Here is a 23,498-nt window from a genome sequence, read left to right as displayed (position 1 = left end):
TGCCTATCAAATTGTATGTTAATTTGATAGGCATTTTTAATTGATATTTAGCGATAGCATAATTTTAAGATTGGTGATAATAAGGACCGGATTCATCATGGGAACTTGACTCATCATGGTGATGAGAACTGGATTCATCATGGGAACTTGACTCATCATGGTCATGGTCCTCCTTACATCCACAATGTTCATTGTCCTCATGACAGCATTGAGTAAATGAATCATCTGGACAGACACCTGGAATCGGGATGCATGGGCTAAAGTTTGGATTTTGAAGGACTTCGAACGGTCTCATCATATCATGATCTTCATGTTCAAGGATATGGCAGTGCCAAGGGTAAATGCCAGTGAATGGTCCGAAGCGGGCAATAATCCGGGTAACTTGATCTGGGTTTGCACGGACGGTATCCTTCCAGCCTCTCTCATTTTCATCAGGTGATATCTCTGGACCGACAAGAATGAAGTTGCCTGACTGGTCTACTGTGAACGCTTGACGGTTAAGAACTTGGAATTGAACTAAGTGCAAATGAATGGGATGTGTATCCACGGTTTGGTTATAGAGCTCCCAGACTTCAATGGTGCCGTTTATTGGGGTTTCCGTAATGGGTAATTCGCTCCATCCCATATGATTTAACAATAGCAGTAGTCGTCCAAAATTATCGGTTTCTTCATTTAGTGTGTTTTGACGAATCGGTGTATTTTGAGTAGGGGTTAAACGCTCAAAACAACTTAGGATGTCCGGAACATCACTTTTATCTTTATGAGATAAATGTTTTTTTACATGAAACTGCATAACTTGTGATGTATCTTCAGTTGGATGGTCTCCATCAGGAAATGGTTCGTTTGCACTGTTTGTAAGAATAATTTTTTGACCCTTATGCATTGAAAAATCAACAATCACATCTGCACGTTCTGCAGGTGCAAGGATAATTTCGTTGACATATACAGGCTTTTCAAATAAGCCACCTTCTGAACCAATCTGTACAAATGTCTGACCTGAGCTTAATTGTAATTGATAGAATCTGGCATTCGACCCATTATAGATTCGGAACCGATATTTACGGGGCTCCACTTCAAGGTATGGCCAGACCTTGCCATTCACCAAAATCGTATCCCCGAAAAACTCAGGTACAATTGATGGGTTTGGGAATGGTGATACAGGGGGGAGGGGGTCTGGCTGTGAAGGATAAAATAATTCCCCGTTAGGGTAAAATGAGCGGTCTTGAATCAGTAACGGTATTTCAAATTTGCCACTAGGTAGATTTAAGCTCTCTTCATGTTCATCACGGATAAAATAAAGACCAGCGAGTCCAGCATATACATTTAAACGTGTAATCCCAAGAGCATGGTCATGATACCAAAGAGGGGCAGGGCGCTGGCAGTTTGGATAGTAATATACTTCATGTAGAAATTTAGGCCCCCTTTTTTTAAAATCTTTAGTAAACCAAGCTTCCGGAAATCCATCATTTTCAGGGCGAACTCGTCCTCCATGTAGATGAACCACTGTTCGAACGGAAGGCTGGTTTGGTTCTGCGCCTTCAATTGAGCGATCAACAGGTAATAGATGTTCAAATGGCAGCTCGTTTATCCATTTAACCAAGATAGGATGGTCCCGTCTTGTTTCAAAGGTAGGACCAGGATAGGTTCCATTGTACCCCCAAACAGTTGTTGGCGGTAAGTCTCTGTGTAGCTGTTGGTTCACCTGTTTCATCGTTACCTCAAAGTATGGAATTCCATTCCGATGTTCAACAGGTTGAATCACTGAAGGGAGAGGTAAAGCATCAACAAACTTGGCTAATGCCATAATATTTAATTCCTCCTTTTCCTATGGAACAATTTTTATTAAGTTGTACTAGTAGTATATGGGGGAGAAAAGGGATATGTTAGGGGCAAGGGTACAAAAGGAAATAAATCGAGGTATTAATAGGCCATTGATCGGGGTGAAATTATGAGACATGCCATTGCTCATGAAATTCACCATATAGGACAATTATCAATTTGGGCAAGAGAATTGGGAAGAAAACCTGTTTCTGCAAACCTTATCGGACGTGGTCTTTCTTCGCATTCGGATAAATAATTCAAATAGGTATTAATTTATTCAGTTTCTGTTCATTAACGGGGCGATGCTCTAAAGTGGCCTCGCCTTTTCCATTGTCTACTGACGGGAATGTTTTGTGGAGCAAAAAGTGTTTGTGAAGCACTGTACTTAAACAAACGGGTGCATTGTCCAAGTAGGATTGACGCTTCTTTTTGTTGAAATTTATTGTATGAACGGGGGGACAATGAAAGAGGATAGTAAGAAATTTCACAAAATTAATTACTCGTATCGTGTAATATTCATCGATTTTAAAGACAGGAAACAACATATAAATCAGTAAAAAAGATTTAAGGGGGTATTTTTGTGAACAAACCCAAATTCAAAATAACTCAGTTTAATCCTTCGTATGCTGAACAGACAGTGGTAATGTGGCGGGATAGTAAAGAACGGGCTATTGGCCAGACAGAGATTCATAGCTTTGAAAATCATTTAAATTTTTTAAATCATATATTACCTGAACAGTATGAAATAGATTTAGCATTAATTGATGACAAAGTAGTTGGAATGATTGCCTATAATGAAAAGGAGATAAGTCAACTTTATATTCATATTGATTATCAAGGAATCGGTATAGGTCAAACATTACTAGACAAGGTAAAAGAACAATCAAGTGGGAGATTAACATTATATACATTTGAAGTAAATGAAAACGCACAAAGATTTTATAAAAAGAATGGATTTAAAATCATTGGTAGAGGGCACGAAAATGAAGAAAATTTACCTGATATTCAATATGAATGGATATCTAAATAAATAATACAAACAGAGACTATAAATATATAAAAGTTTAAGGAAAAGCGACTTTAACTTTTATCAATTTAGGGCTTGTTGATGAATTTAGATTATCTGTTCACCCTGTTATTTTGGGAGAAGGAAAACCGTTGTTTATTGATATAAAACAGAGGTTGAATTTAAAAATGGTTAATACAAGAACGTTCTCCTCTGGCGTTGTGCAACTAATCTATCATTAGATAAAATACAATATAGTTAATACTCGATAGTAATTGTCACTTCTTCAACAATCGGGCGCTATCCTAGAATAAGGATAAGCGCTCGTTTTTCATTTAATGGGTCATTTAATGGAATTAAGGATGGGATTACTCAAAGGGAAATCGAAGTTAATTTAGAGTTATGGTATTTTATTCGATAATATAGAGTAACTATGTTATGTAAGAAGGCACTAATATGAGTCTTGGAAATATAAGTACTTGAAAGTTGTACAAGTAAGGTTTAAAAGCGTTAAAGGTATTAGGATAGTGGTGAATAAATAATTATGAAACAAAGTGAGTTAGAACTTGTAGAGGAGATGAGAAGATGACAATTAGTGCAGAGAGGCAGACCTCAAGAGTGATGAAGTTGCGTAGAATCTGCGGTTATGGTGCCGCAATAGCAATAACACCTTACCTGCTGATCAAAATTGTATGGACTTTCGGTCTCTTCCTTCCAACGGAGCAAATGGGTGACGCCAGCTGGCGCATTATAAACGCAGTAACTGCCGTTTTCGCTGCGATTGGTATCCTTCTTGCAATGGCGTTCTGCAGGCCGTGGGGGGAGCGGCTACCTGCGTGGTTGGTTGCTCTACCCATTTGGGTTGGTACCGGTTTGCTCGTTCCCATGCTGTTGATTGCACCGGTTCTGGGCCCTGCAGCTATGATCCGGGATCAAGAGGCAGGTGCCGCCGAACTCTGGGTATACGAGCAGATCTTCGTCATGATCTCACTTTTCGGGATTGGCATCTTCCTGCCGCTTGCATTGGCGGGGTATGCAAAGGCACGTTGGCCAGAGGCGCTGAGTGGCACAACTGACTACAAGGAGTTGCCGGGCAATACTCGACAACTGCAGATCATCTTGGCTAGGATCGTCGCTGCCGGCTGCATTCTGCTCGGTGTCATCAAGGTGTTTTGGGCGGTTGGCGGCTCTTTCGGCATCGACCCGGCAAACATGGGTGAACGCGATGTGTGGTGGCACCTGCTGTCATTGAGTACAGGCGTGTGGTCCTTTGCTGGTGCGTGGGGCATACTGGTGGTAGCATCCCGCCGTGGGTCGAGGTGGTTTCTAGCCCCTATGGCAGCGGCGTGGATTTCATCGGGAGCGTTGTTCTCCAACAACCTCTATTCCGCCTTATCTTCAGTTCGACTCGATGCGCCACCCTCCCCGGAGTACCCAGTGGCATGGTTGTTGACCACACAGGCCGGCATCGTCTTAGGTGTAATAATGGGGATGATTATCCTGCTGGTGCTGCACGAACGCCGTCGAGCCCTTCGAGATGAGTCCAACTGAAGTTGAATACATAGAACCACGGAGATGAATTACCCATTAAAATAATTAGACCATGATTACAATAATGCGATGGTCTCATGTATGAATACAAGTTTAGAACTAAACAACCGTGGCGAGAGAAAAAACTCAGCAATCCAACATCAATGAGATTTAGGGAGCTATTGTTTAACAACTAAGAGATGAAGCATTTCGTTCATATCAATTAAATAGCCTTTAATAAATTTATCGATCTTCAACAATCGGGCGCTTTTCTTTAATAAGAGGGTGTCTGTTTGTAATGCCTCAACACATTTAAGAGATTAGATCTTGTTAGGGTAAAGAAAAGATTGTGAAGATTTCTACTTAAAGTAACGGGGCGTTAGTTGAAGAAGAAAATGAAAATAGATTTAGGAAATGGCTCAGCCTATTGAACTGAGCCATTTTATTTTTATTAACAAATCTCCATACAAAACAGGGTACAAAATCGGTTACATTATCGGGTATTACCGATAGGTAACGGAACCCGTTTCGAAAAAAGACGGTCTTTTTAAGTGTTTTTTGAAAATTAGCTGGTAACAGCATTAAGAGCATCAGCAAACCGTTTGATTCCTTCATGAATGTTATCTTCTTTTTCCCTCGAAAAGGTAAAGCGGACGAATCCTTTCTCAGAGCCCATGGTTGAGCCAGGGACAAAAATAACTCCTCTTTTAATCGATTCTTCAAGCAACTGATTTTCGTTATATTCTTTTTTTATCCTGCACCATAAATGGATACCGCCTTCAGGAACATGAAAATCAACCTCTTCTTTTAAAATGGACTGAAGACTGAAAACAATTTGATCTCTACGACTTTCTAATTGCTTAACTAAGTAATTAAGATGGTTTTCAAAATCTCTAGATTCTAAAAAATCATTTGCTATCCATTGAGAATAACTTGCATGCCCAAAATCGACTTGCTGTTTTGCATCAGACAATCTCTCAATAACTGCTTTTGGTCCTATAATCCAACCAATTCTTAAACCTGAAGCAATAATTTTGGTAAGGGAGCTAATATACAAAACATTTCCATAACGATCTAATGATTTTAGAGTCTGTATCTTTTCGCCTGAAAAAGAGGTTAAACTGTACGGATCATCCTCCACAACTGGAATTCCATATTCAGACGATATTTCCAGTACTTTTTTTCGATTGTTTTCTGACATTAAGGTGCCAGTTGGGTTTTGATAAATCGGATTTAAAAAAATCATCCGTATTCTATGTTTTTTATATAAATCGGTTATGTCACGGGGGTTAATTCCGTCCTTACCCACTTTTAAAAAATAAGTTTTGATACCTGCTGATTTAAATACGGGCAGATTATAATGATACGAAGGATCCTCGATTGCTACTGCGTCACCAGGTTTTAACAAACATTGAACAACTAAATGCAATGCCTGTTGTGCCCCCGAGGTAATTAAAATCGATGATGGATCCGTTTCTATGCTGCGAAACTGTTCAACATGTTTAGTAAGTGTTTCTCTTAGAATTGGATTTCCTTGAGGATGGTCATACCCCAAGGTTCCAATAAAGGATCGGTTAGAAGTTATCTCTCTAAGTGAGCTCAATGGAAAAAGATCTTGTGACAATTCTCCACTGGCCAAATTAATTAGATTTTGCTCTGCCGTCTCTTTATGTAATCTTTGGGTTACCGGTAAATTGGGCAAAAACGGACCTGCCTCAATATACCTGTTCCAACTAGGAATCCGTTTCTTGGTAATGCCCCAAATATCTTTGCTAACTGTTGTTCCACTGCCTCTATTTCGATCAATAAGGCCATTTGCTTCTAATAAGTCATAGGCAGAAACCACAGTGCTTCTATTGACCCCAAGCTCTTTGGCCAACCCTCTTTCAGAAGGTAAGGGTTTGTCAGGCGGAAAATAGCCATCTGCGATACCTTGTTCAATAAACTCTGCAAGTTGTTTATAAATGGGATTTTTAGATTCTCTATCCGGTTTCCATTCCATTTGTTACATCCTTTGAATGAATTTAAGTTCCTACAAAGTATTGTATCCTTTTTATATTTAATATTCATTCCATAGGTATTAGTTAAAAGGAAGGGAATTGATTTTATTTAGCGAATTTACTTTATAAAAATACATAGGTGGGGAAAGTTATGGAACACGAATTGAAAGAGGTAATCAAAAAGTGTGATTTGGCCATTAAGCAGGAAGATTTTGATACACTTATGAATTACTACACCGATGATGCCATTTTGGTTGTAAAGCCTGAAATGATTGCTCGAGGTAAAGACGGAATAAAAAAAGCATTTATCGCCATAGCAAAATATTTTAATAACAGTATTGTCCCTACACAAGGGGAAATGATTATTTTAGAAGCAGGGGACACGGCGTTAGTGATTTCCCAAACGTTCCTCGAAGCCGAAAGCAAAAAGGATTCGGAGTATTCTATGGAAAGAAAAGCAACCTATGTGTTTAAGAAAAATGCACAAGGTGAATGGCTTTGTGCCATCGATAATTCATATGGTACCGATTTAATAAAATAATTTAATAACCTAAATAGGTGATTTTTAATGAAAAAAATCACCTATTGATTCAGTTTATGAATTTCACGGGCCATAGACTCCAGAATATAAACAACAGGTACTTGTGTCGTAATATTGGCTTCTTCTACAAATTCTTCAGTTACATAATAAGGAATATTGATATCAGAAATTTTTGCAATGGTTGATAGTTTATTGTTTGTGATACTAATAATTTTACTACCTTCTTGTTTTAATTGATTCAAATGCGTGACGGTGAAATTATTCTCTCCTGAGACTGACAACGCAATGGTCACACTGTTATTGCGGAGCTTAGTGTGAATCGGAAAGTGCGGGTCTTTAATATACAACGAAAACTTCCCTAAGCTCGAGAAATACCTCGCCCCATATTCTGCAAGAATGCCTGAGCTTCCTATTCCGATAAAAATAACATTTTCTGCTGTGTTAACTAGACTGGCAGCCTGTTTTATTTTTATTTCTAGATCACCTTTTAGCGTCCGCTCAAAAAACTCTACAATTGAATGATGGACACTTTTTATAACCGTCTTTTTATTTCCTTCTAAATGCATTTTGAGCTTCACCTTAAATTCGGAGAAACCCTCACAATTTACTTTTCTACAAAACCGCAATATAGTTGCAGTTGATACATGTGTTTCATCGGCCAGCTCACGTATTCGCATATAAGCAACCTTATCACCGTTTTGGCAAATATAATTGTATAAAGAAGTTTCTAATTCATTGAAAGAAGCGATAACCTCATTTGAAAACATGTTTTGAAAGTCTCCTTAATCTTCTTTAATCATCTAACCCCATTTTAGCACAAGAAAACACAGTGTTAGATGTATGAAACAAGTGACTACCTTCGTTATTAATAACTAGATACCCTTAATTTATTTACTATCTAAATAAAGGTAGTTATTATTCCTTTATAGTTAATTATAGAATTTAGCCAACTAACAAATAGTAATGATTATGGAAAAAATTTCAGGAGGTTTCTCTTATGAATAAATATCATTTTCCCGAAGGCTTTTTATGGGGCGGAGCAACGGCTGCCAATCAAATGGAAGGCGGATTTGATGAAGGCAATAAGGGGTTAAATATAGCCGATGTTCTTCCTGGCGGAAAAGAAAGACTTAACATTCTTCAATCCCCAGGCTTTAATTTTGAAATCGATCGTGAGAAATACAGCTATCCGAACCATGAAGGAATTGACTTCTACCATCGATATAAGGAAGATATAGCTTTATTTGCAGAAATGGGTTTCAAAGTGTTCCGTATGTCTATTGCGTGGACCAGAATTTTTCCAAATGGAAATGAACTAGAAGAGAATGAAGAAGGCCTGGCATTCTATGACCGTGTCTTTGACGAATTGCATAAACATGGAATTGAACCTGTTGTGACGATTTCTCACTATGAAATGCCTGTAAATCTGGTAAAGGAATATGGCGGCTGGAGAAATCGTGAAGTAGTTACTTTCTTTGAAAGATATGTAAATGTAATCTTTAATCGCTATAAAAACAAAGTGAAATACTGGATGACATTTAATGAAATTAATAGTGGATTAATTATGCCAATCATGGGGCTTGGCTTTGCTATTCATAAAGAAGAAGACAAGTACCAGCCAACTTTCCAGGCATATCATCATCAATTTGTTGCCAGTGCAATTGCTGTAAAAGCATGTCATGAAATCATTCCAGATGCTCAAATTGGCTGTATGATTTTATATGCACCAGTTTATTCGTACGATTCCAATCCGGAAAATGTCATGTATGCCCTTCAAGAAGAACGCTTTTTCAACTATTTTTGTGCAGACGTTCAGGTTCGTGGGGAATATCCTGCATTCATTAAGCGCTATTTCAAAGAGCATAATATTGAATTAGATATTCAGGAGGGCGATCTGGAATTAATTAAGGAAGGTACTGTCGATTATATTGGACTTAGTTACTATATGTCCCGTACCGAGAAAAAAGAGAAGTCAGATTTAGAGAACGCACAAGGAAATCTCATCGGCGGAGTGAAGAATCCTTTCCTAAAGGCAAGTGATTGGGGTTGGGAAATCGACCCCGTTGGTTTGCGGATAGGCTTAAACCAATTGTACGATCGCTACCAAGTACCACTCTTCGTTGTCGAAAATGGATTAGGAGCCTATGATAAGGTAGAAGAAGATGGCTCGATCAATGATGACTATCGAATCGATTATCTTCGTGATCACATTAGAGCAATGGGTGAATCAATTGAAGATGGGGTTGAGCTCATGGGATATACAACCTGGGGATGTATTGACATGGTGAGCATGTCTTCAGGCGAATACTCTAAACGGTATGGATTCATCTATGTAGACAAACATGATGATGGCAGCGGCACATTAGCACGGAAAAAGAAAAAGTCCTTCTTTTGGTATAAAGACGTTATTGAAACGAATGGGGAAAAACTATAAAAAAATACCGAGTGCGTCTCTGGTTATACAGGGGCGCATTTTTAATGTAAAAAAAAAGGTGGGTCTACTAGTGTCCGTGAAGCAGGAAAAAAGCAACAATAACTAGTCATAGAAGGAGGGAAATTTAAGGTACACCTAGAAATCTAAGTTAATAATGGTATAAGGAGTGCTTTTAGGTGTTAAACATCAAGATAAGAAGACCGAGAATAGAGGACACAAATGAGTTGAATCTATTTTTTGAAAAAGTCATAATTGATACATTTACTAAAGAAGGTATCGGAGAGAAATTCGAGGACAACGAGGCTGAAATTGGTAGTAAGAAAAAATACTTAGTAAGTGATTTTGCTAGCAATGGTACAAATCGTTATTTTTTGATTGCATGGCATTCCGACAAAATTGTGGGCTCCATCGAATATGGTCCTGCTAGCGATCTCATATGTAAATGTACAAAAAATGCTTATAAAGAGCTGCCTGAAGTAGGGACTGTATTTGTCCTACCAGAATATCAAAGAATGGGTATTGGAAGACTATTATTGAATTCTATGTATTCCAAATTACAAAATAAAGGTATAGAAGAATTTTGCTTAGATAGTGGGTATGCCCGAGCACAACAAATCTGGAAAAAGAAATTTGGGGAACCTAATTACTTGTTAAAAGATTATTGGGACGAAGGCTTTGACCATATGATTTGGAAAATTAAAATCAGCGATATGAAGTAAGGAATGATCAAATTTCAGGAAATAAAAAACAACTCCAAATTGAAGTTGTTTTTTGTTTTTTTACAATTATATTGCTAGTTTCATATCTTTTTTATCATTTTTCTTTGTTGTGTTTTTAAGTTGTGATTGCAATTCTGCTAAGTCAAGTTGATCCTTTTCTTCGAGTCCATTAATAATAACCGTTGTTGCATAGATACACACTAAAAATAAACCAATGGTAATTAACCAAGCTACTATCATTTTAAATCCCCCTTAGAATTAACTTAAAATTAGTTTAATTGATTTTAAATCGAGTAAATGTGACATACATCACGAAAAAAGGAAATTGATTTTATAGATTGTGAACATTTTTTGTATTTTAAAAGTGAATACAGTGAAAACTCAGGAACGTTTCTGGGGACAGTCCCCCACTGCTGTAAAGCAATGAGGGACTGTCCCCATTTTAATGTAGTAATTCTGCTAATACTGGAACAAAATAAAACGGATAAGATATCTGAGGTTCGTTCAACTGGAGGTACATCATGACAAACATCGGGAAATTCGTTGTAGCATCATTATTAGTTCTTTTGGTATTGAATGGGATAGTCATGAAGGGGAACTCGGCGGAGGTCTACCCACCACAAATTGTAGGTGCTTATGGAGTTACCATAGATGCCAAGACCGGAGAGATTCTTTACAACAAAAATGCCCATTCAAGGGCGTATCCTGCTAGTATGACAAAAGTATTAACAGCCACTGTTTTAGATGAACGAATGAAGGATGGGGAATGGCTGACGGTTAGTTCACATGCAGCCAATCAAGAATGCCTTTGTTTAGGGCTTAGAACAGGTGAGAGGATTACTAAACAGGATGCTATGAAGGCTTTATTATTGTTAAGTGCAAATGATGTAGCAGTTACGATCGCTGAAAATGTGGCTGGAAGTGAAAAAGGATTTGCTGATCTCATGAACCAGAAAGTGCAAGAATGGGGCCTCAAAAACACCCATTTTGTTACACCCAATGGACTCCATGATCCCAATCATTATACAACGCCCTATGATATGGCGCTCATCACTAGAGAAGCCATTAAACACCCTAATGTACTTGAAGTTATGTCTACACAAACGACCAACATTAAAACAAGCATTAAAGAAAAAACCATCCGTAATTTAATGAATATTCAAAGCCAACCAAACGCTATTGCTGGAAAACCAGGTTTTACAAATGCCGCCCAACATACACTATTGGAATATTTAAAACAGGGAAACAAGGAGATTATCTCTGTGGTCATGAAAACTGACAAGAGATCAAAATACCATGATATTCAAACGATGGCAACCTATTCATTTGACCATATGAATACTGTAAAACGAGTGAATAAAGTCGAAATCGATGAAAAGTAAATTTTCAACGCATCTCTGTTCAAAAAGCAGGGGTGCTTTTTCTTTTATGTTTAGAAAAATTCTCCTTTTTGGAAGGCTTGATATGGTAATATTATTTTATTATTCTTTGAATCGTTGAATTATATAGTTAAAAGGATTTTAAAGGAAGTGAATGGAATGTCTAAACAACTAAAACCTAATGATTTTTTATTGAATTTACGTCCAGACTGTGAAAAATGTTTTGGGCTTTGTTGTGTTGCCTTACCTTATGCTAAATCAGCTGATTTTGCTTTTGACAAGGATGGGGGTACCCCTTGTAAAAACTTGCAATCAGATTACAGTTGCGGGATTCATAGTCATTTAAGAAATAAAGGCTTTAAAGGTTGTACAGTATTTGAGTGCTTTGGGGCGGGACAAAAGGTTTCACAATTCACTTTTAGTGGAAAGGATTGGCGTGGAAATCAAGAGTCTGCTCAAGAAATGTTTGAAGTTTTTCCAATCATGCAACAGCTTCACGAAATGCTACTTTACTTAAATGAAGCATTGTGCCGAGAAGAGGCACGTTCTATTTATGACGAATTACAACAAACTATGGAGGATACAGAACGTCTTACCCGACTATGTCCAAATGAAATTTTAGATCTTGATATACCTAGCCATAGAGCGGTTGTCAATCATTTGCTGCTTCAAACAAGTGAAATGGTTAGAGCAAAAGTTAAGAAAAAGATGAATCAACTAAGTAATGTCAAAAAGGGAATCGGTCTGATGGGAGCTAATTTAAGTAGCAAGGATCTTAAAGGAAGCAATTTTAGAGGAGCATTACTTATTGCTGCTAACCTTCGAAATTCTGATTTGAGAATGTCTGATTTTATTGGTGCTGACCTGAGAGATGCAGACTTAAGTGGTGCGAATCTAATAGGCTGTATTTTTCTGACTCAAGCACAAGTAAATGCTGCAAAAGGGGATAAAGAAACTAAATTACCAGCTTCATTACATGTTCCTTCACATTGGCTGGTATAGAAATTTATGAACACGGCCTCCCTTGAATGAAGGGTTTTTCTTTTATATTATAATGTTAAATTATTCCACGAAATGAAACTTATATATTTTTTAGACGTATAATGTAATAAGGAAAATTTTTCTTATAGAGAGGGGAGAATTTCATATGGGTCTATATACGACTTTGGGAATTATTGGTACATACCTCTTGTTATCATTTATTCTTTTACCAATTCAGTATAAATACATTAAACATCTAAAAGAAGAGAATAAAAAACGAAAAGAACTTGGACTCAGCCAAGGGGAATATTATGATAAAATGAGTTTCGAAAATCAAGAGCTGCATTATAATGCACAAGGAAATATCCTGTTTATCGGCGCTAACCTATTGGCTACTCTTTTGTATAAATGGAAACATAAAAAGCTGAATTACTAAGAAAGGTGCCTCATTCGTAATGGAATGAGGCATTTTGTTTTTTTTATACAGAAAGGACCACTTTCCCTTGCGCATGTCCTTCTGCAAAATAGCTGAAAGCTTCTTTCACTTCATCTAATTTATAACATCGATCAATCACTGGCTTTACTTTGCCGTCCTCAATTAGTTCTTTCATAAGAATCAGGAGGTCCTTTTGGTTCGCTCTTTGTAAAAAGGTACCCACTTTCTTTTTTTCAGTCAGAGAAATCCAAGGACCTAAGGCCATCGCTTGGAACATTTGAGAGCCAGAACCACCAATGTGAACAAAAGTTCCATTAGGATTTAACAGCCGTTTGTAATCTGAAATGGAGTGATGTCCGTTAACACCAACAATCAGGTCAAACGTCTTCGTCTTTTTCGTAACATCTTCTTTAGTATAGTCAATGACATCATCGGCTCCAATGGATTGTAAAATGTCTATGTTTCTAGTACTACACACACCCGTTACTTCAGCCCCGAAAGACTTGGCGATCTGAACAGCAAAAGTTCCCACACCACCAGATGCGCCATTGATCAACACCTTTTGGCCAGATTGAATTTTGCCTTTATCACGCAGGCCCTGTAGAGCAGTGACCCCTGCCATTGGTACAGCGGCAGCCTCCTCACATGATAGATTAGCAGGTTTTAATACTAATGCGTCTTCAGGAACTGCTACATATTCTGCAAAACCACCCCAACCACACCCGGATAGGTCACCGAACACTTCATCTCCTGGTTGAAATTGTGTAACATTCTTGCCGACTGCTTCCACACGACCTGAGATGTCACCTCCGGGTATACGGTATTTTGGTTTGGTAAGTCCGAAAGCAAAGCGGGCTAAGAACGGTTCTCCTTTTAATAGAACAAGATTACCAAAATTCAGTGACACTGCATGAATTTTTACAAGTACTTGATTGTCTTTGGGAACTGGTTTTTTCACCTCTTGCAATTGAAGTACATCGGGTGGACCGTATTGGTCAGAAACGACAGCTTTCATATAATTCCTCCTACAAATCCCAAATTTCCAAAAAACAAGGATGAATTCGTGAACTAGTACAAATGACTCAAAAAACTCTAATTAATACATATTCCAATTTAATGGCATTCAAAACCAAAATCCATTGGCAATGCCCTAAATAAACTTTGGATATTGAAGGATTAAAAATAATGGAGGTCGTTTTCTTAAAAAGGAATAATGATTTGTATATGTAAAGTAGAAAGAGATAATTTTTATGAATTGTAAGTTAATACTGATTCGCTGATAAAATCTAAAATTCGCTGATAAAAACTGAGATCCGCTGATATATTTTAATATTCGCTGATAAAAGCCTAAAATCCGCTGATAAATCGTAAATCTTTAAAGAAAAGTGTAATTTTACACTTAAAAGAGCGTATCTATATGGTAGGGATTAATTGATAGTTATGTTACGATAGAAGTGTAGAAACAATTCATGAAAATAAGACGGAGGCAACAAAATGTACAGCTTTAAGAACGACTACAGCGAAGGCGCACATCCTAGAATCTTGAACGCATTACTTGAATCCAACCTTGTCCAAGCAAATGGCTATGGGGAAGATCAATTCACCCAACAAGCGATAGATTTATTAAAGGAAAGATTGGGACGGACGGATGTGGATATCCACCTACTCTCAGGCGGGACACAAACAAATCTAACCGCTATTTCTGCCTTCTTAAGACCACACGAGGCGGCAATGGCCGTAAGTTCCGGACATATTTTAGGGCATGAAACGGGTGCTATTGAAGCAACTGGACATAAAATCATTTCAATTGAAGGCGTAGAAGGAAAACTGACTCCCACCCATGTGAAGGCTGTACTCGAAGGGCATCCAGACGAACACATGGTAAAACCGAAGCTGGTTTACATATCGAATTCTACTGAAATCGGGTCTATTTATACAAAAAAGGAACTGGAGCAGCTACGAGATATCTGTCATGAGAACAATCTCATTTTATATATGGATGGTGCAAGATTAGGGTCTGCGCTATGCTCTGATGAAAATGACTTGAAATTGAGTGATCTCCCTGAACTTGTTGATGCTTTTTATATTGGCGGAACAAAGAACGGAGCTCTTATAGGAGAGGCGCTAGTCATTTGCCGTGATTCTCTAAAAGAGGATTTCCGCTATCATATTAAGCAAAAAGGGGCACTTCTTGCTAAGGGAAGATTAATGGGTATTCAGTTCCTTGAGCTATTCCGGGATAATCTGTTTTTTGACTTAGCGATGCATGCAAATAAGCTGGCAGGTAGACTTAGAGACGAAATAAGCAAGGCAGATATTCCGTTTTTAATCCATTCTCCATCGAATCAAATTTTCCCGATTCTCCCAAATGCAGTCATTGCCGAATTAGAAAAGAAGTATGCTTTTCATTTGTGGGAAAAGGTTGATGAGAAGCATTCTGCCATTCGCCTTGTTACTTCTTGGGCAACACAAGAAGATCAGGTAGAAGCGTTTATTGAGGATTTTAAAAAGGCTGTTAACAGGTGAAATTTTCTATAATTAATCAGGCTCTAGAGAACTGTTGCTATTATTAGAGACAGCTTTCTAGAGCCTGTTTTTTTGTTTAGAGGAAATTTGCCGGAATTCCTGAAGAGTTTTGTCTTTCATTCCCAAAATCAGTAGCCCAAGCCTCCTATATCTTGAATTTATTTATAGCTAGCTAGACCAAAATCATGCAAATATTGTAAAATGAAAATATTAAGATAATTTGTCGGAAATTGTACAGAACGAGTTCGGTTGTAAATAAACCTAACGAAGGTTCATGCCAATGGAATGGAGCACATGCGATGTTAAAGGAACAAACGAGGTATTCTCGACTTGCAAACATAACTAAATTAATTAATACCAAGCTAGAATTACGAGATGTATTGGAGCAAGTAACAACAGCCATCTCGGAGGAAATCGTTCAATGTGATGCGGTTGGTATTTATTTGCCACAAGAGGATGGAACCTTCAGAGGATATGTTGGTAAACCAGAATTCATCAACGACTGGACATTAGATATGCATGTAATCGACACGAAAATTGATTTACTAGCAAAGGAAGTCATAGAAACTCAAAGAGCCATCTACATACCCGATACCTCAAAGGATCATCGACCAGATCCTAGTGCGGTAAAAGCATTCAAAATTAACTCGTTGTTAGTGCTTCCTATTTCTTTTGAACAGGAGTTATTCGGTCTCGTTTTCCTGTTCGATGTGGGGATACCTATGAATTTAACAGAGTCAGAGATTCAAACCGTGGAGGCCTATGTAAATATGGCAGCCGTGGCCATTCGAAATGCGCTTAATCTAGCCGAAAAAGAAAAGCTGATTTCTGAAAAGCAACTATTGCTCGATGTCACGCGCGATCTATCTATGTGTTTATCCATGGAAGAAAGCTTGGAGACCTGTTTCCGCTACTTAAAAAGGGTTTTGAATAACGACCATAGCGGGGTCCACCTAATAGGTTCGACAGACGATGGAACATTAAGGCAATGGGAGGCAGGTAAAAGGACTGAGGTAAGCTGGAAAAAAACCTTCGAGACAATGGGGCCCTGTAGTGATCAAGTACTTGAGACTGTTATGAAAACAAAAAATGCTATCCTAATCCCTGATGCACCGGCCGATGAAAGACTAAACCAAGAGGTTTGCCGGCAGTTTTCCATAAAAGGACTGTTTATGATACCACTCGTATCAATGAGTGAGGTGCTAGGGATTATAGGTGTGGCACATACCGGAAATAATCCTCTAGTTTACACAGAATCACAACTCCAACTGGCTCAATCGATCGTAGATGCTACAGCTTCCACATTCTCAAGCCTTTTATATATGAATAAGCTCGAGAACATGGTCGAAGCACAGAATAGAGAACTAGCCATTGCTTATGAGAGAAATCATAATGTTTTAGAAAGTATTCCAGATGGATTCATTGCATTAAGCAAAGATTGGAAATTTATTCATATAAATAAACATCAAATACTACCCCTTAATAAAACATCAGAAGAGCTTTTAGGAAAGGTGATATGGGAGGTATTCCCTGCTTATGTGGATACGACCATGTATAAAGAGTTTCATAAGGTAATGACTAATCGACTACCTGTCCATTTCCAAATCCACTCCATATATACAGATCACTGGTATGAAGTAGTAGCCTATCCATATGATGATGGCATCTGTAGTTTGATGAAGGACATTACTGAGAAAAAGAGATACGAGAGGGAGTTTAAACGATTATCTGGGCTCGATTTAATTGGGCAAATGGCAGCGGGAATCAGTCACGAGATCCGAAATCCAATGACAACCGTCCGAGGCTTCTTGCAGATTTTACAAAAAGAAGAAAAATTTGAGCGTTATCAGCAGTATTTACATATCATGATTGATGAACTGGACCGAGCGAACAATATCATTTCAGAATTCCTGTCGATGAGTAATACCAGGTCGTCTGATTTACAGAAGTTAAGTCTAAATACGATCCTCCATGATATGACTCCATTAATCCAGGTGGATGCGTTCAATCAAAATAAATACGTGGAGATTGATACAAAGGAAATACCAGAATTAATGTTAAATCGGGATGAAACTCGGCAGCTAATTATTAATCTCTATCGTAATGGGTTGGAGGCAATGAAGGAAGGAAAGGTACTCACGATTAAAACCTATATGGACGAAGATTATGTTGTTTTGGCCATTCATGATCAAGGAGAAGGGATCAAGCCTGAAGTATTAGAAAAATTGGGTACACCGTTTTTCACGACTAAGGACAAGGGAACGGGTCTAGGATTAGGGGTTTGCTATGCTATCGCGGCCCGTCATCAGGCAAAGATCGATATTCAGACTGGACCAGAGGGGACTACAATTTTTGTTAGGTATAAGGAGTAAAATTGAAGGGAACTTTCTTTTTCATAAAGGTTTTTTGAGTGGTGCTATTTGTAAAAAGGGAGTGATAGATGTGGTAATTCAATCAAATATGTCCCCCAATGCCATTATTAAAGTTTGGGAAAATACAGTAGATACATTTGAAAAATACAACGTTCCAATCTCCAATAAAACATTGGAGGAACTGATAAACGAGTCTGTTCTTCCAGAGTTACTATTTGAATTAAACTCTGTTGTAGGAAGTTCAACTGCGACTTGTATAGTAGGCGGTTGACAAATGCCATCAAAGAAGGAGTAGTCTACTCCTTAAGATCTTAAATAAATGTTAAAAGAGCACGGAAAAACGGTAACGGGTTCCGTTTCCTATCACAAACATTAAAAATGAAAGTTAAAATGAGTGCCAATTTGCATATAAAATTGACACTCATTTTTTATTGGTTTAAAGCCATTTGTGTTGAAAATAAATAAAAATTTGTATAGTAAAGTGCACCCCTAAAAATTTACCCTCAATTTGATATACAAATCGTCTTACAAAAATGTTTATGAAGCACATTATAATTGGATATATATGTTAAGATGAAATGAAGTTTGTGAAAAAATGTACTCACACTAACGGAGCAGTTTAGTTGAATAAGCGACAGGTAATTCTTATTTCAAAAAGAATATATAAAAGATAAATACTTTTTTAATTCGGAGGATTTTTATGTCGTTTGAACAATGCGAAAGTATTACCTCTTTAATGGCAGGATTTAATAAAACGTGGGGCATTGCTGGTGGATGGGCAATTGACCTATTTATTGGTAAAGAAACCAGGGATCACAAAGATATAGAGATTGCTGTATTCAGAAAAAACCAACAATATCTAAAAGATTATCTTAAAGAATGGGAGTTTAAAAAGGTTATTAAAGGTGAATTTCATATTTGGGAAAATGAGTTTTTAGATTTACCAGTTCACGAAATACACGCTTCGAATAAATTAACTGGAGATAAAATTGAAGTTCTTCTCAATGAAACAAAAGATAATGATTGGAAATTTAGAAGGGATTTAAGAATTTCCTACCCACTCACTTCGGTTTGGACTTATTCTGAAACAGGTATTCCTTATCTAAATCCAGAAATTGTCCTTTTATATAAGGTGAAAAATACAAGAGAAAAGGACCATCAAGACTTTATGATAATAAAGGAATATCTCGATATTGAGAAGAAACAATGGCTTAGATATGCGATAGAATTACACGAACCAGAACATAAATGGCTTCATTATTTATAAAATTAAAGAAACTAATTGAGAAGGTAAGTATGATATCCAATTAAATGAAATACTTGATGTAATATAACCAATGTAAAAATAAATACTTATAAGGGTAAAAATAACTAATAGTGAGGAAAGACCCAGAGATATTAACCATTTTTTCAAATTATATCACCATCCTTTGTTTGATTATAAACGAAATATCCAAATTATTCCACAATAATACAGCGAACTAATGAGTGCTTGAGTTCCAAATGGATCGCTACGGCGGTCTTTTTTCTTGTTGAACTATCGGTGCAGAATACTTCAATAAGAATATGGGTTATTATGGTAAAATGTTATATAAAGGGGAATAGAATTAGGGGGAGAGAAAAAATGAAAAAAGGAAGAATATTACCCTGGGTTGGAGTACTCTTAGCGATGGTAGGAATATATTTACAAACTTTTTTATCAACTCAATGGTTCATAATCGGTGCATTAATTGGATTATTAGGAATTATTTTAAATGCAATTAGCTTATACCTGCCTAGGTCTAATGGAGGTCAAGGAATAAAACTTAAAATAACAAATGTCTTAGGCTGGTTAATTATTATATTTTGGATTATAAGTTGGTCCTTTTTTAAAGAAGAACTATCTTTTATTTCGACTGGGATAGGTGGACTTATTTGTATAATTATTGGTTTCCCGTTAACCTATTATAAGGGTAAAAGGAATGGATAAACATTAGATATGTAAATAACGACTTAGTTTGTGAAGTAATGTTCTTAAAGTAACGGGGGCGTTGATCCAGGAAGGATTAACCGCCTTTTTTGTTGAAATCCTTAGTATGCTAACGGGGCAGAATAGTTTAATAAGAATATTCAATTTATTTATAGAGAAAAAGTGTTAGAATTATATAAGGCTTGAATTTTTTACAAATAATTACTATTTAGGAGAAACTAGATAATGGTATTAAAGAAAAAGAAAATACTAGTAACAAGTGGAGGAACATTAGAAAAATGGGACCAAGTTAGAGGGCATACAAACTTGGCAAAAGGTACAATTGGATGTTATATAGCAGAAGAACTTATAAAAAAAGATGCACAAGTAATTTTCTTACATGGTTATTTTTCAAAAATACCTAAACAAAACCCAAATCTAATGACAATCCAATTTGAAGGAATTGAAGATTTACAAGAAAAACTGAAAAATTTATTAGAAAATGAAGAGATTGAAGTTGTTATAATGACAGCAGCTATATCTGACTGGATAGTTAACAAAATAGTTGATGACAAGGGAAATGTATTAAATAATTTAGGTAAAATTCCTAGTGATCAGCCTCCGATTATCCATTTTAAAAAAGCTCCTAAAGTAATAGTAGATATCAAAAATATTAATAAAGATGTTGTGCTTGTTGGTTTTAAACTCGAACATTCAAACGATAGAGAGTATTTAATAGAAAGAGCCTTACAAAGAATGGAGTATTGGAATGCAGATTATGTTGTAGCAAATCCATCAAGTTCTTTAAACATAGATACTAGTATTCATTATATTGTTTCAAAAAATGGGGATGTGGTAAATACCAAAAATAAGAAAGATACAGCAGTTCAATTGATTAACACACTAATGAACCATTTTAATAATGAGAAATTAAATAGATTTTGCTCAACTAACGGGGTCTAGAGCTCAAGAATGATCGCTGCGGCGGTCTTTTTTCTTGTTGTACTAACGGGCAGGATAGTTCAATAAAAATTCTTTCTTTGTAAACAATTGTGTACCAGTAATTGGTACAATATTGGTACAAAGTAAAAAGTAAAAAGTAAAAAGAAAAAGGCGGCTACATAATGATGTATCCTACTTGTGTTCGCTGTCAACAGCCTATAAAAGTTAATAGTTATAGGATGTATTTGAAAATATGCACGGGATTTGTTTCCATTATGAGTTTGAACACGGTTTGTAGACTATGTTTCGAATCAAAATAAAAGGATGTTTTCACAAACATTGTTGTTTTTTATCACTTTTTTTAAAAATGTAAGACTCATATTACGATTAAGGGGATTTGATTTTGAAGAAGTTTCAACAATTCTTAATTGAACTTGTCTTTGGTTTAGTGCTATTGCTCTGTCTTTTTTATGTTCCTCCTTTATTCAATAGCGATTGGTTTCAAGAAGGAACTAAAAGCCATCCCTATGCGTTATTGATCGCTTTATTGGGTACCTACTTGATACGATATCTATTTAAATTAATGAAAAATCGACCAAAGAAGTAATACCCAGTATTCTTAAGGAACGTTGGGTACTTCATTGATATAATCAAAGTAGATGAAAAGCAAAATAACTTCACTAAAATGGAGATAAATCTACCAAAAATGACAAATTTGAATATGTGAGAGTCGCCTGTTTTGTCGTGATAGTCGTCAGTCTATCCGTGATAGCTTTGGAACATGGTCAATCAAGTAAGCGAGCTGCATGATATCGCAGACCAACTAACTCAAAGTGTATTTAAGCTCCAACAACTGAATAACTAACTGCCCTTTACTGCAAGGAGCGGGTTTATTAAAAGGAGACACTGTAATGAAAAATAACCGCTTGGAAACCGTCAAAGTTGCCTGTTTCGTCGTGATAGCCGTCAGTCTATCAGTCATCGCTTGGAGCATGGTCAATCAAGTCATTGCGTTGGAAGACATCAGAGAACAAATAATGCACATTGCATTTAAGTTGAACTGAATAACTAAAAGAACTCAGTTCATGGTTTATTTACACTCCGTTCTACGAGCGCATCTGCAGCAACGCAAAAGCAAATTAAAAAATAGCTCAGCCCTGCAGTAATCGGTTGCGGGGAAAAGCTATTTTAACGTGCTGTTAGCAGCCCTACCTTAAGGTAGCGGAGAAACTAACATACCTATTATTATGGTACATATTTTAAATAAACCAGTCAACATTATCTCTGCCCTGGAGTGACCGGCTACTGATAAACAATCCCTCCCAATAAAGTAGATTCTAAAGCAACAAAGATTACGAAAAAGCCAAATAAAAATAACTTAAATCATATTCATATCTTTGCTGACGATACAGCAAATAAAATAACGGCCTTAAAGTGTTTTTCAACAAACGGGTTCTTTTGTTAAGGATAATGAACGCTGTGGCTGTCATTTTTTCTTGTTTGACTAACGAAGCAGTAATGTTGAATAGGGTAGGTATTTAGGCTTGTGCTAGTAAAATTCATTTTCAGAATGGGAAGGTGTCCAAATGAATATTGCAGAGGAAATCATAATTTCTCCATTAAAGGATGAATTAATTGAGGACATCAATAAAACAAATGATTATTTTAAAGTGTTTGGTAAGGTTGTGCCCAGTTTTCAATCAGGAAAATGGTCTTTTGAAAAGAATCTATTTGATGAAACTAAAGAAATTCGTTTCCCAGATGATAAACTTGATTGGAGCCTTTATATAAACCGTGAAGATAAAGCTCTATTTTTAGCTTATAAGAATAATAATTGCGTCGGGCAAATTAGAATAATTATGGATTGGAATCGCTTCTGTTATATTGAAAATATTGCTACAAAAAAAGAATTTAGAGGATATGGAATCGGGAAGTTGCTCTTAACTAAAGCGGAAGAGTGGGCAAAACAAAAAATACTTATCGGAATGTCTCTAGAGGCCCAAGATGATAATCTTGGAGCGTGCAGGTTTTATGTGAAACAAGGATTCATACTAGGTGGAGCTGACACATTGAAGCAGTCATAATCCAAATATAGAAACCACTTTGTATTGGTATAAGTTATTCAAGTAAAGGGTGCGTTAGCGAAAGGTCGGAGCTGTCATTGTGGCAGCTTTTCTTATTGTGCTAACTGGCAGGTTAGTTTAATAAAAGATGTTAAAATAAGGGTAATAGTTAGCTTGAAAGGTGGGAAGAAATGAACACCATTTTAGATGATTTTATAAAACTAAAAGAGATATTAAACTCATTTAAAGGACTGGAACAAAATTATAATTGGCTACTAACTGACCTGGATTGGTCTTATCCTGAAAATTACCTTGATTATTTTCAAGATTTTCGAGAATTCGAAGATAGTAATGGTCATAATAATTACTTGATTACAGGCGATAAGCTAATGCAATTTGCTAATAATAAAGATGTTTATTTTATTTGGGGTGTATTTTCAGCTTTTGAAAAGGACGAAATAATTGATTTAGATGAGATTAAAGGGGAACCGTATGCTGATGGAAATCCAAATTTTTGGGTTAAAAACCCACAAATCCAACATCCAAAGGCAGTTGTTGAATTAGTTTTTTGGGACTCCTCATCGATTCTACTTCTTAGCAAAGATAATACCTTCTCTAAAAATTTCCGAAACTCTTTTCAAGGTTGGAAAGATTTAAATTCCTACAATCTGTCGTAAGCCTCCTCAGCTACCGAGGGCAAGAGTGAAAGATGGGGTTGCTGCGGCGATCCCCTTTTTGTTATTGAACTATTGAAGCAGGTTAGCTTAAAAAGAATGATTCTTTCTTATTCTGAATAAATA

At 36.7% G+C, this 23,498-nt stretch carries 22 protein-coding genes and 3 pseudogenes; 20 read left to right on the top strand and 5 right to left on the bottom strand.

Translation table 11 applies throughout. From position 1 onward, the window contains the following. Positions 1-64: 64 nt before the first annotated feature. The gene (locus QFZ87_RS16245; RefSeq protein ID WP_309863381.1) at positions 65-1,804 is read right to left on the bottom strand and encodes a multicopper oxidase family protein; all 1,740 of its coding nucleotides are present in this window, start codon (positions 1,802-1,804) and stop codon (positions 65-67) included. A gap of 135 nt (positions 1,805-1,939) precedes the next feature. Between QFZ87_RS16245 and QFZ87_RS16240 the strand changes: the two are divergent. From QFZ87_RS16240 to QFZ87_RS16225, 4 genes and pseudogenes are all read left to right on the top strand, one after another. Further along, a pseudogene (locus tag QFZ87_RS16240) lies at positions 1,940-2,077 on the top strand (DinB family protein); the annotation flags it as partial. A 387-nt stretch (positions 2,078-2,464) separates the two neighbouring features. After that, positions 2,465-2,851: a GNAT family N-acetyltransferase gene (locus QFZ87_RS16235; protein WP_396133972.1), complete on the top strand. Its 387-nt coding sequence runs from the start codon at positions 2,465-2,467 to the stop codon at positions 2,849-2,851. Positions 2,852-2,904: 53 nt separating this feature from the next. After that, a pseudogene (locus QFZ87_RS16230) lies at positions 2,905-3,069 on the top strand (dihydrofolate reductase family protein); the annotation flags it as partial. A 343-nt stretch (positions 3,070-3,412) separates the two neighbouring features. After that, positions 3,413-4,378, top strand: coding sequence for a hypothetical protein (locus QFZ87_RS16225; RefSeq protein WP_309863376.1), 966 nt, complete (start codon positions 3,413-3,415; stop codon positions 4,376-4,378). 544 nt (positions 4,379-4,922) lie between these two features. On the opposite strand, the gene pdxR is transcribed toward QFZ87_RS16225, so the two are convergent. After that, positions 4,923-6,359, bottom strand: coding sequence for a MocR-like pyridoxine biosynthesis transcription factor PdxR (gene pdxR, locus QFZ87_RS16220; protein ID WP_309863371.1), 1,437 nt, complete (start codon positions 6,357-6,359; stop codon positions 4,923-4,925). A 149-nt stretch (positions 6,360-6,508) separates the two neighbouring features. Here pdxR and QFZ87_RS16215 point away from each other — a divergent pair, with 149 nt between their 5' ends. After that, positions 6,509-6,898 (top strand): YybH family protein, encoded by a 390-nt coding sequence (locus QFZ87_RS16215; RefSeq protein WP_309863369.1) that lies wholly within the window; start codon positions 6,509-6,511, stop codon positions 6,896-6,898. Positions 6,899-6,939: 41 nt separating this feature from the next. Here QFZ87_RS16215 and QFZ87_RS16210 read toward each other — a convergent pair whose 3' ends face one another. Beyond that, on the bottom strand, positions 6,940-7,665 hold the full coding sequence (locus QFZ87_RS16210) for a MurR/RpiR family transcriptional regulator (RefSeq protein WP_309863366.1): 726 nt from the start codon (positions 7,663-7,665) through the stop codon (positions 6,940-6,942). 230 nt (positions 7,666-7,895) lie between these two features. Between QFZ87_RS16210 and QFZ87_RS16205 the strand changes: the two genes are divergently transcribed. Further along, the gene (locus QFZ87_RS16205; protein ID WP_309863363.1) at positions 7,896-9,332 is read left to right on the top strand and encodes a glycoside hydrolase family 1 protein; all 1,437 of its coding nucleotides are present in this window, start codon (positions 7,896-7,898) and stop codon (positions 9,330-9,332) included. Positions 9,333-9,508: 176 nt separating this feature from the next. Next, the gene (locus tag QFZ87_RS16200) at positions 9,509-10,051 is read left to right on the top strand and encodes a GNAT family N-acetyltransferase (protein ID WP_309863360.1); all 543 of its coding nucleotides are present in this window, start codon (positions 9,509-9,511) and stop codon (positions 10,049-10,051) included. 66 nt (positions 10,052-10,117) lie between these two features. Here the strand turns inward: QFZ87_RS16200 and QFZ87_RS16195 are convergent, their stop codons facing one another. After that, positions 10,118-10,291: a hypothetical protein gene (locus QFZ87_RS16195; protein WP_309863358.1), complete on the bottom strand. Its 174-nt coding sequence runs from the start codon at positions 10,289-10,291 to the stop codon at positions 10,118-10,120. A gap of 281 nt (positions 10,292-10,572) precedes the next feature. Between QFZ87_RS16195 and QFZ87_RS16190 the strand changes: the two genes are divergently transcribed. From QFZ87_RS16190 to QFZ87_RS16180, 3 genes are all read left to right on the top strand, one after another. Then, positions 10,573-11,433, top strand: coding sequence for a D-alanyl-D-alanine carboxypeptidase family protein (locus QFZ87_RS16190; RefSeq protein WP_309863356.1), 861 nt, complete (start codon positions 10,573-10,575; stop codon positions 11,431-11,433). Positions 11,434-11,589: 156 nt separating this feature from the next. After that, positions 11,590-12,432 carry a pentapeptide repeat-containing protein gene (locus QFZ87_RS16185; RefSeq protein WP_309863353.1) on the top strand — a complete coding sequence of 281 codons (843 nt, stop codon included), beginning with the start codon at positions 11,590-11,592 and terminating at the stop codon, positions 12,430-12,432. 145 nt (positions 12,433-12,577) lie between these two features. Next, a complete protein-coding gene (locus tag QFZ87_RS16180) occupies positions 12,578-12,847 on the top strand; it encodes a DUF3949 domain-containing protein (RefSeq protein WP_309863351.1) in 270 nt (89 codons plus the stop codon). A 43-nt stretch (positions 12,848-12,890) separates the two neighbouring features. On the opposite strand, the gene QFZ87_RS16175 is transcribed toward QFZ87_RS16180, so the two are convergent. Further along, positions 12,891-13,862, bottom strand: coding sequence for an NAD(P)-dependent alcohol dehydrogenase (locus QFZ87_RS16175; protein WP_309863348.1), 972 nt, complete (start codon positions 13,860-13,862; stop codon positions 12,891-12,893). A 479-nt stretch (positions 13,863-14,341) separates the two neighbouring features. On the opposite strand from QFZ87_RS16175, the gene QFZ87_RS16170 reads away from it, so the two are divergent. The 10 genes and pseudogenes from QFZ87_RS16170 to QFZ87_RS16125 all read left to right on the top strand — a co-directional run bounded on the left by QFZ87_RS16170 (position 14,342) and on the right by QFZ87_RS16125 (position 23,375). Continuing rightward, complete coding sequence (locus QFZ87_RS16170) at positions 14,342-15,373, top strand: threonine aldolase family protein (RefSeq protein WP_309863343.1); 1,032 nt, start codon at positions 14,342-14,344, stop codon at positions 15,371-15,373. A gap of 299 nt (positions 15,374-15,672) precedes the next feature. After that, a complete protein-coding gene (locus tag QFZ87_RS16165; RefSeq protein ID WP_309867924.1) occupies positions 15,673-17,745 on the top strand; it encodes a GAF domain-containing protein in 2,073 nt (690 codons plus the stop codon). A gap of 70 nt (positions 17,746-17,815) precedes the next feature. Then, positions 17,816-18,016, top strand: coding sequence for a hypothetical protein (locus QFZ87_RS16160; RefSeq protein WP_309863340.1), 201 nt, complete (start codon positions 17,816-17,818; stop codon positions 18,014-18,016). 429 nt (positions 18,017-18,445) lie between these two features. Further along, on the top strand, positions 18,446-19,012 hold the full coding sequence (locus QFZ87_RS16155) for a nucleotidyltransferase domain-containing protein (protein WP_309863338.1): 567 nt from the start codon (positions 18,446-18,448) through the stop codon (positions 19,010-19,012). Positions 19,013-19,369: 357 nt separating this feature from the next. Then, complete coding sequence (locus QFZ87_RS16150; RefSeq protein ID WP_309863335.1) at positions 19,370-19,714, top strand: hypothetical protein; 345 nt, start codon at positions 19,370-19,372, stop codon at positions 19,712-19,714. 225 nt (positions 19,715-19,939) lie between these two features. Further along, entirely contained in the window at positions 19,940-20,656 is a 717-nt protein-coding gene (locus tag QFZ87_RS16145) for a phosphopantothenoylcysteine decarboxylase domain-containing protein (RefSeq protein ID WP_309863332.1), read from the top strand. 382 nt (positions 20,657-21,038) lie between these two features. Further along, on the top strand, positions 21,039-21,242 hold the full coding sequence (locus tag QFZ87_RS16140; protein WP_309863329.1) for a hypothetical protein: 204 nt from the start codon (positions 21,039-21,041) through the stop codon (positions 21,240-21,242). A 304-nt stretch (positions 21,243-21,546) separates the two neighbouring features. Continuing rightward, positions 21,547-21,699 (top strand): hypothetical protein, encoded by a 153-nt coding sequence (locus QFZ87_RS16135; RefSeq protein WP_309863324.1) that lies wholly within the window; start codon positions 21,547-21,549, stop codon positions 21,697-21,699. A gap of 522 nt (positions 21,700-22,221) precedes the next feature. Further along, positions 22,222-22,765 (top strand): annotated as a pseudogene (locus tag QFZ87_RS16130) (GNAT family N-acetyltransferase). 124 nt (positions 22,766-22,889) lie between these two features. Further along, on the top strand, positions 22,890-23,375 hold the full coding sequence (locus tag QFZ87_RS16125) for a hypothetical protein (RefSeq protein ID WP_309863321.1): 486 nt from the start codon (positions 22,890-22,892) through the stop codon (positions 23,373-23,375). Positions 23,376-23,498: the final 123 nt, after the last annotated feature.

This window comes from Bacillus sp. SLBN-46 (assembly GCF_031453555.1).
Classification (GTDB): domain Bacteria; phylum Bacillota; class Bacilli; order Bacillales; family Cytobacillaceae; genus Neobacillus.
Note: the sequence above shows the minus strand (reverse complement) of the source record. Positions and strands in the feature narration are given on the sequence as shown.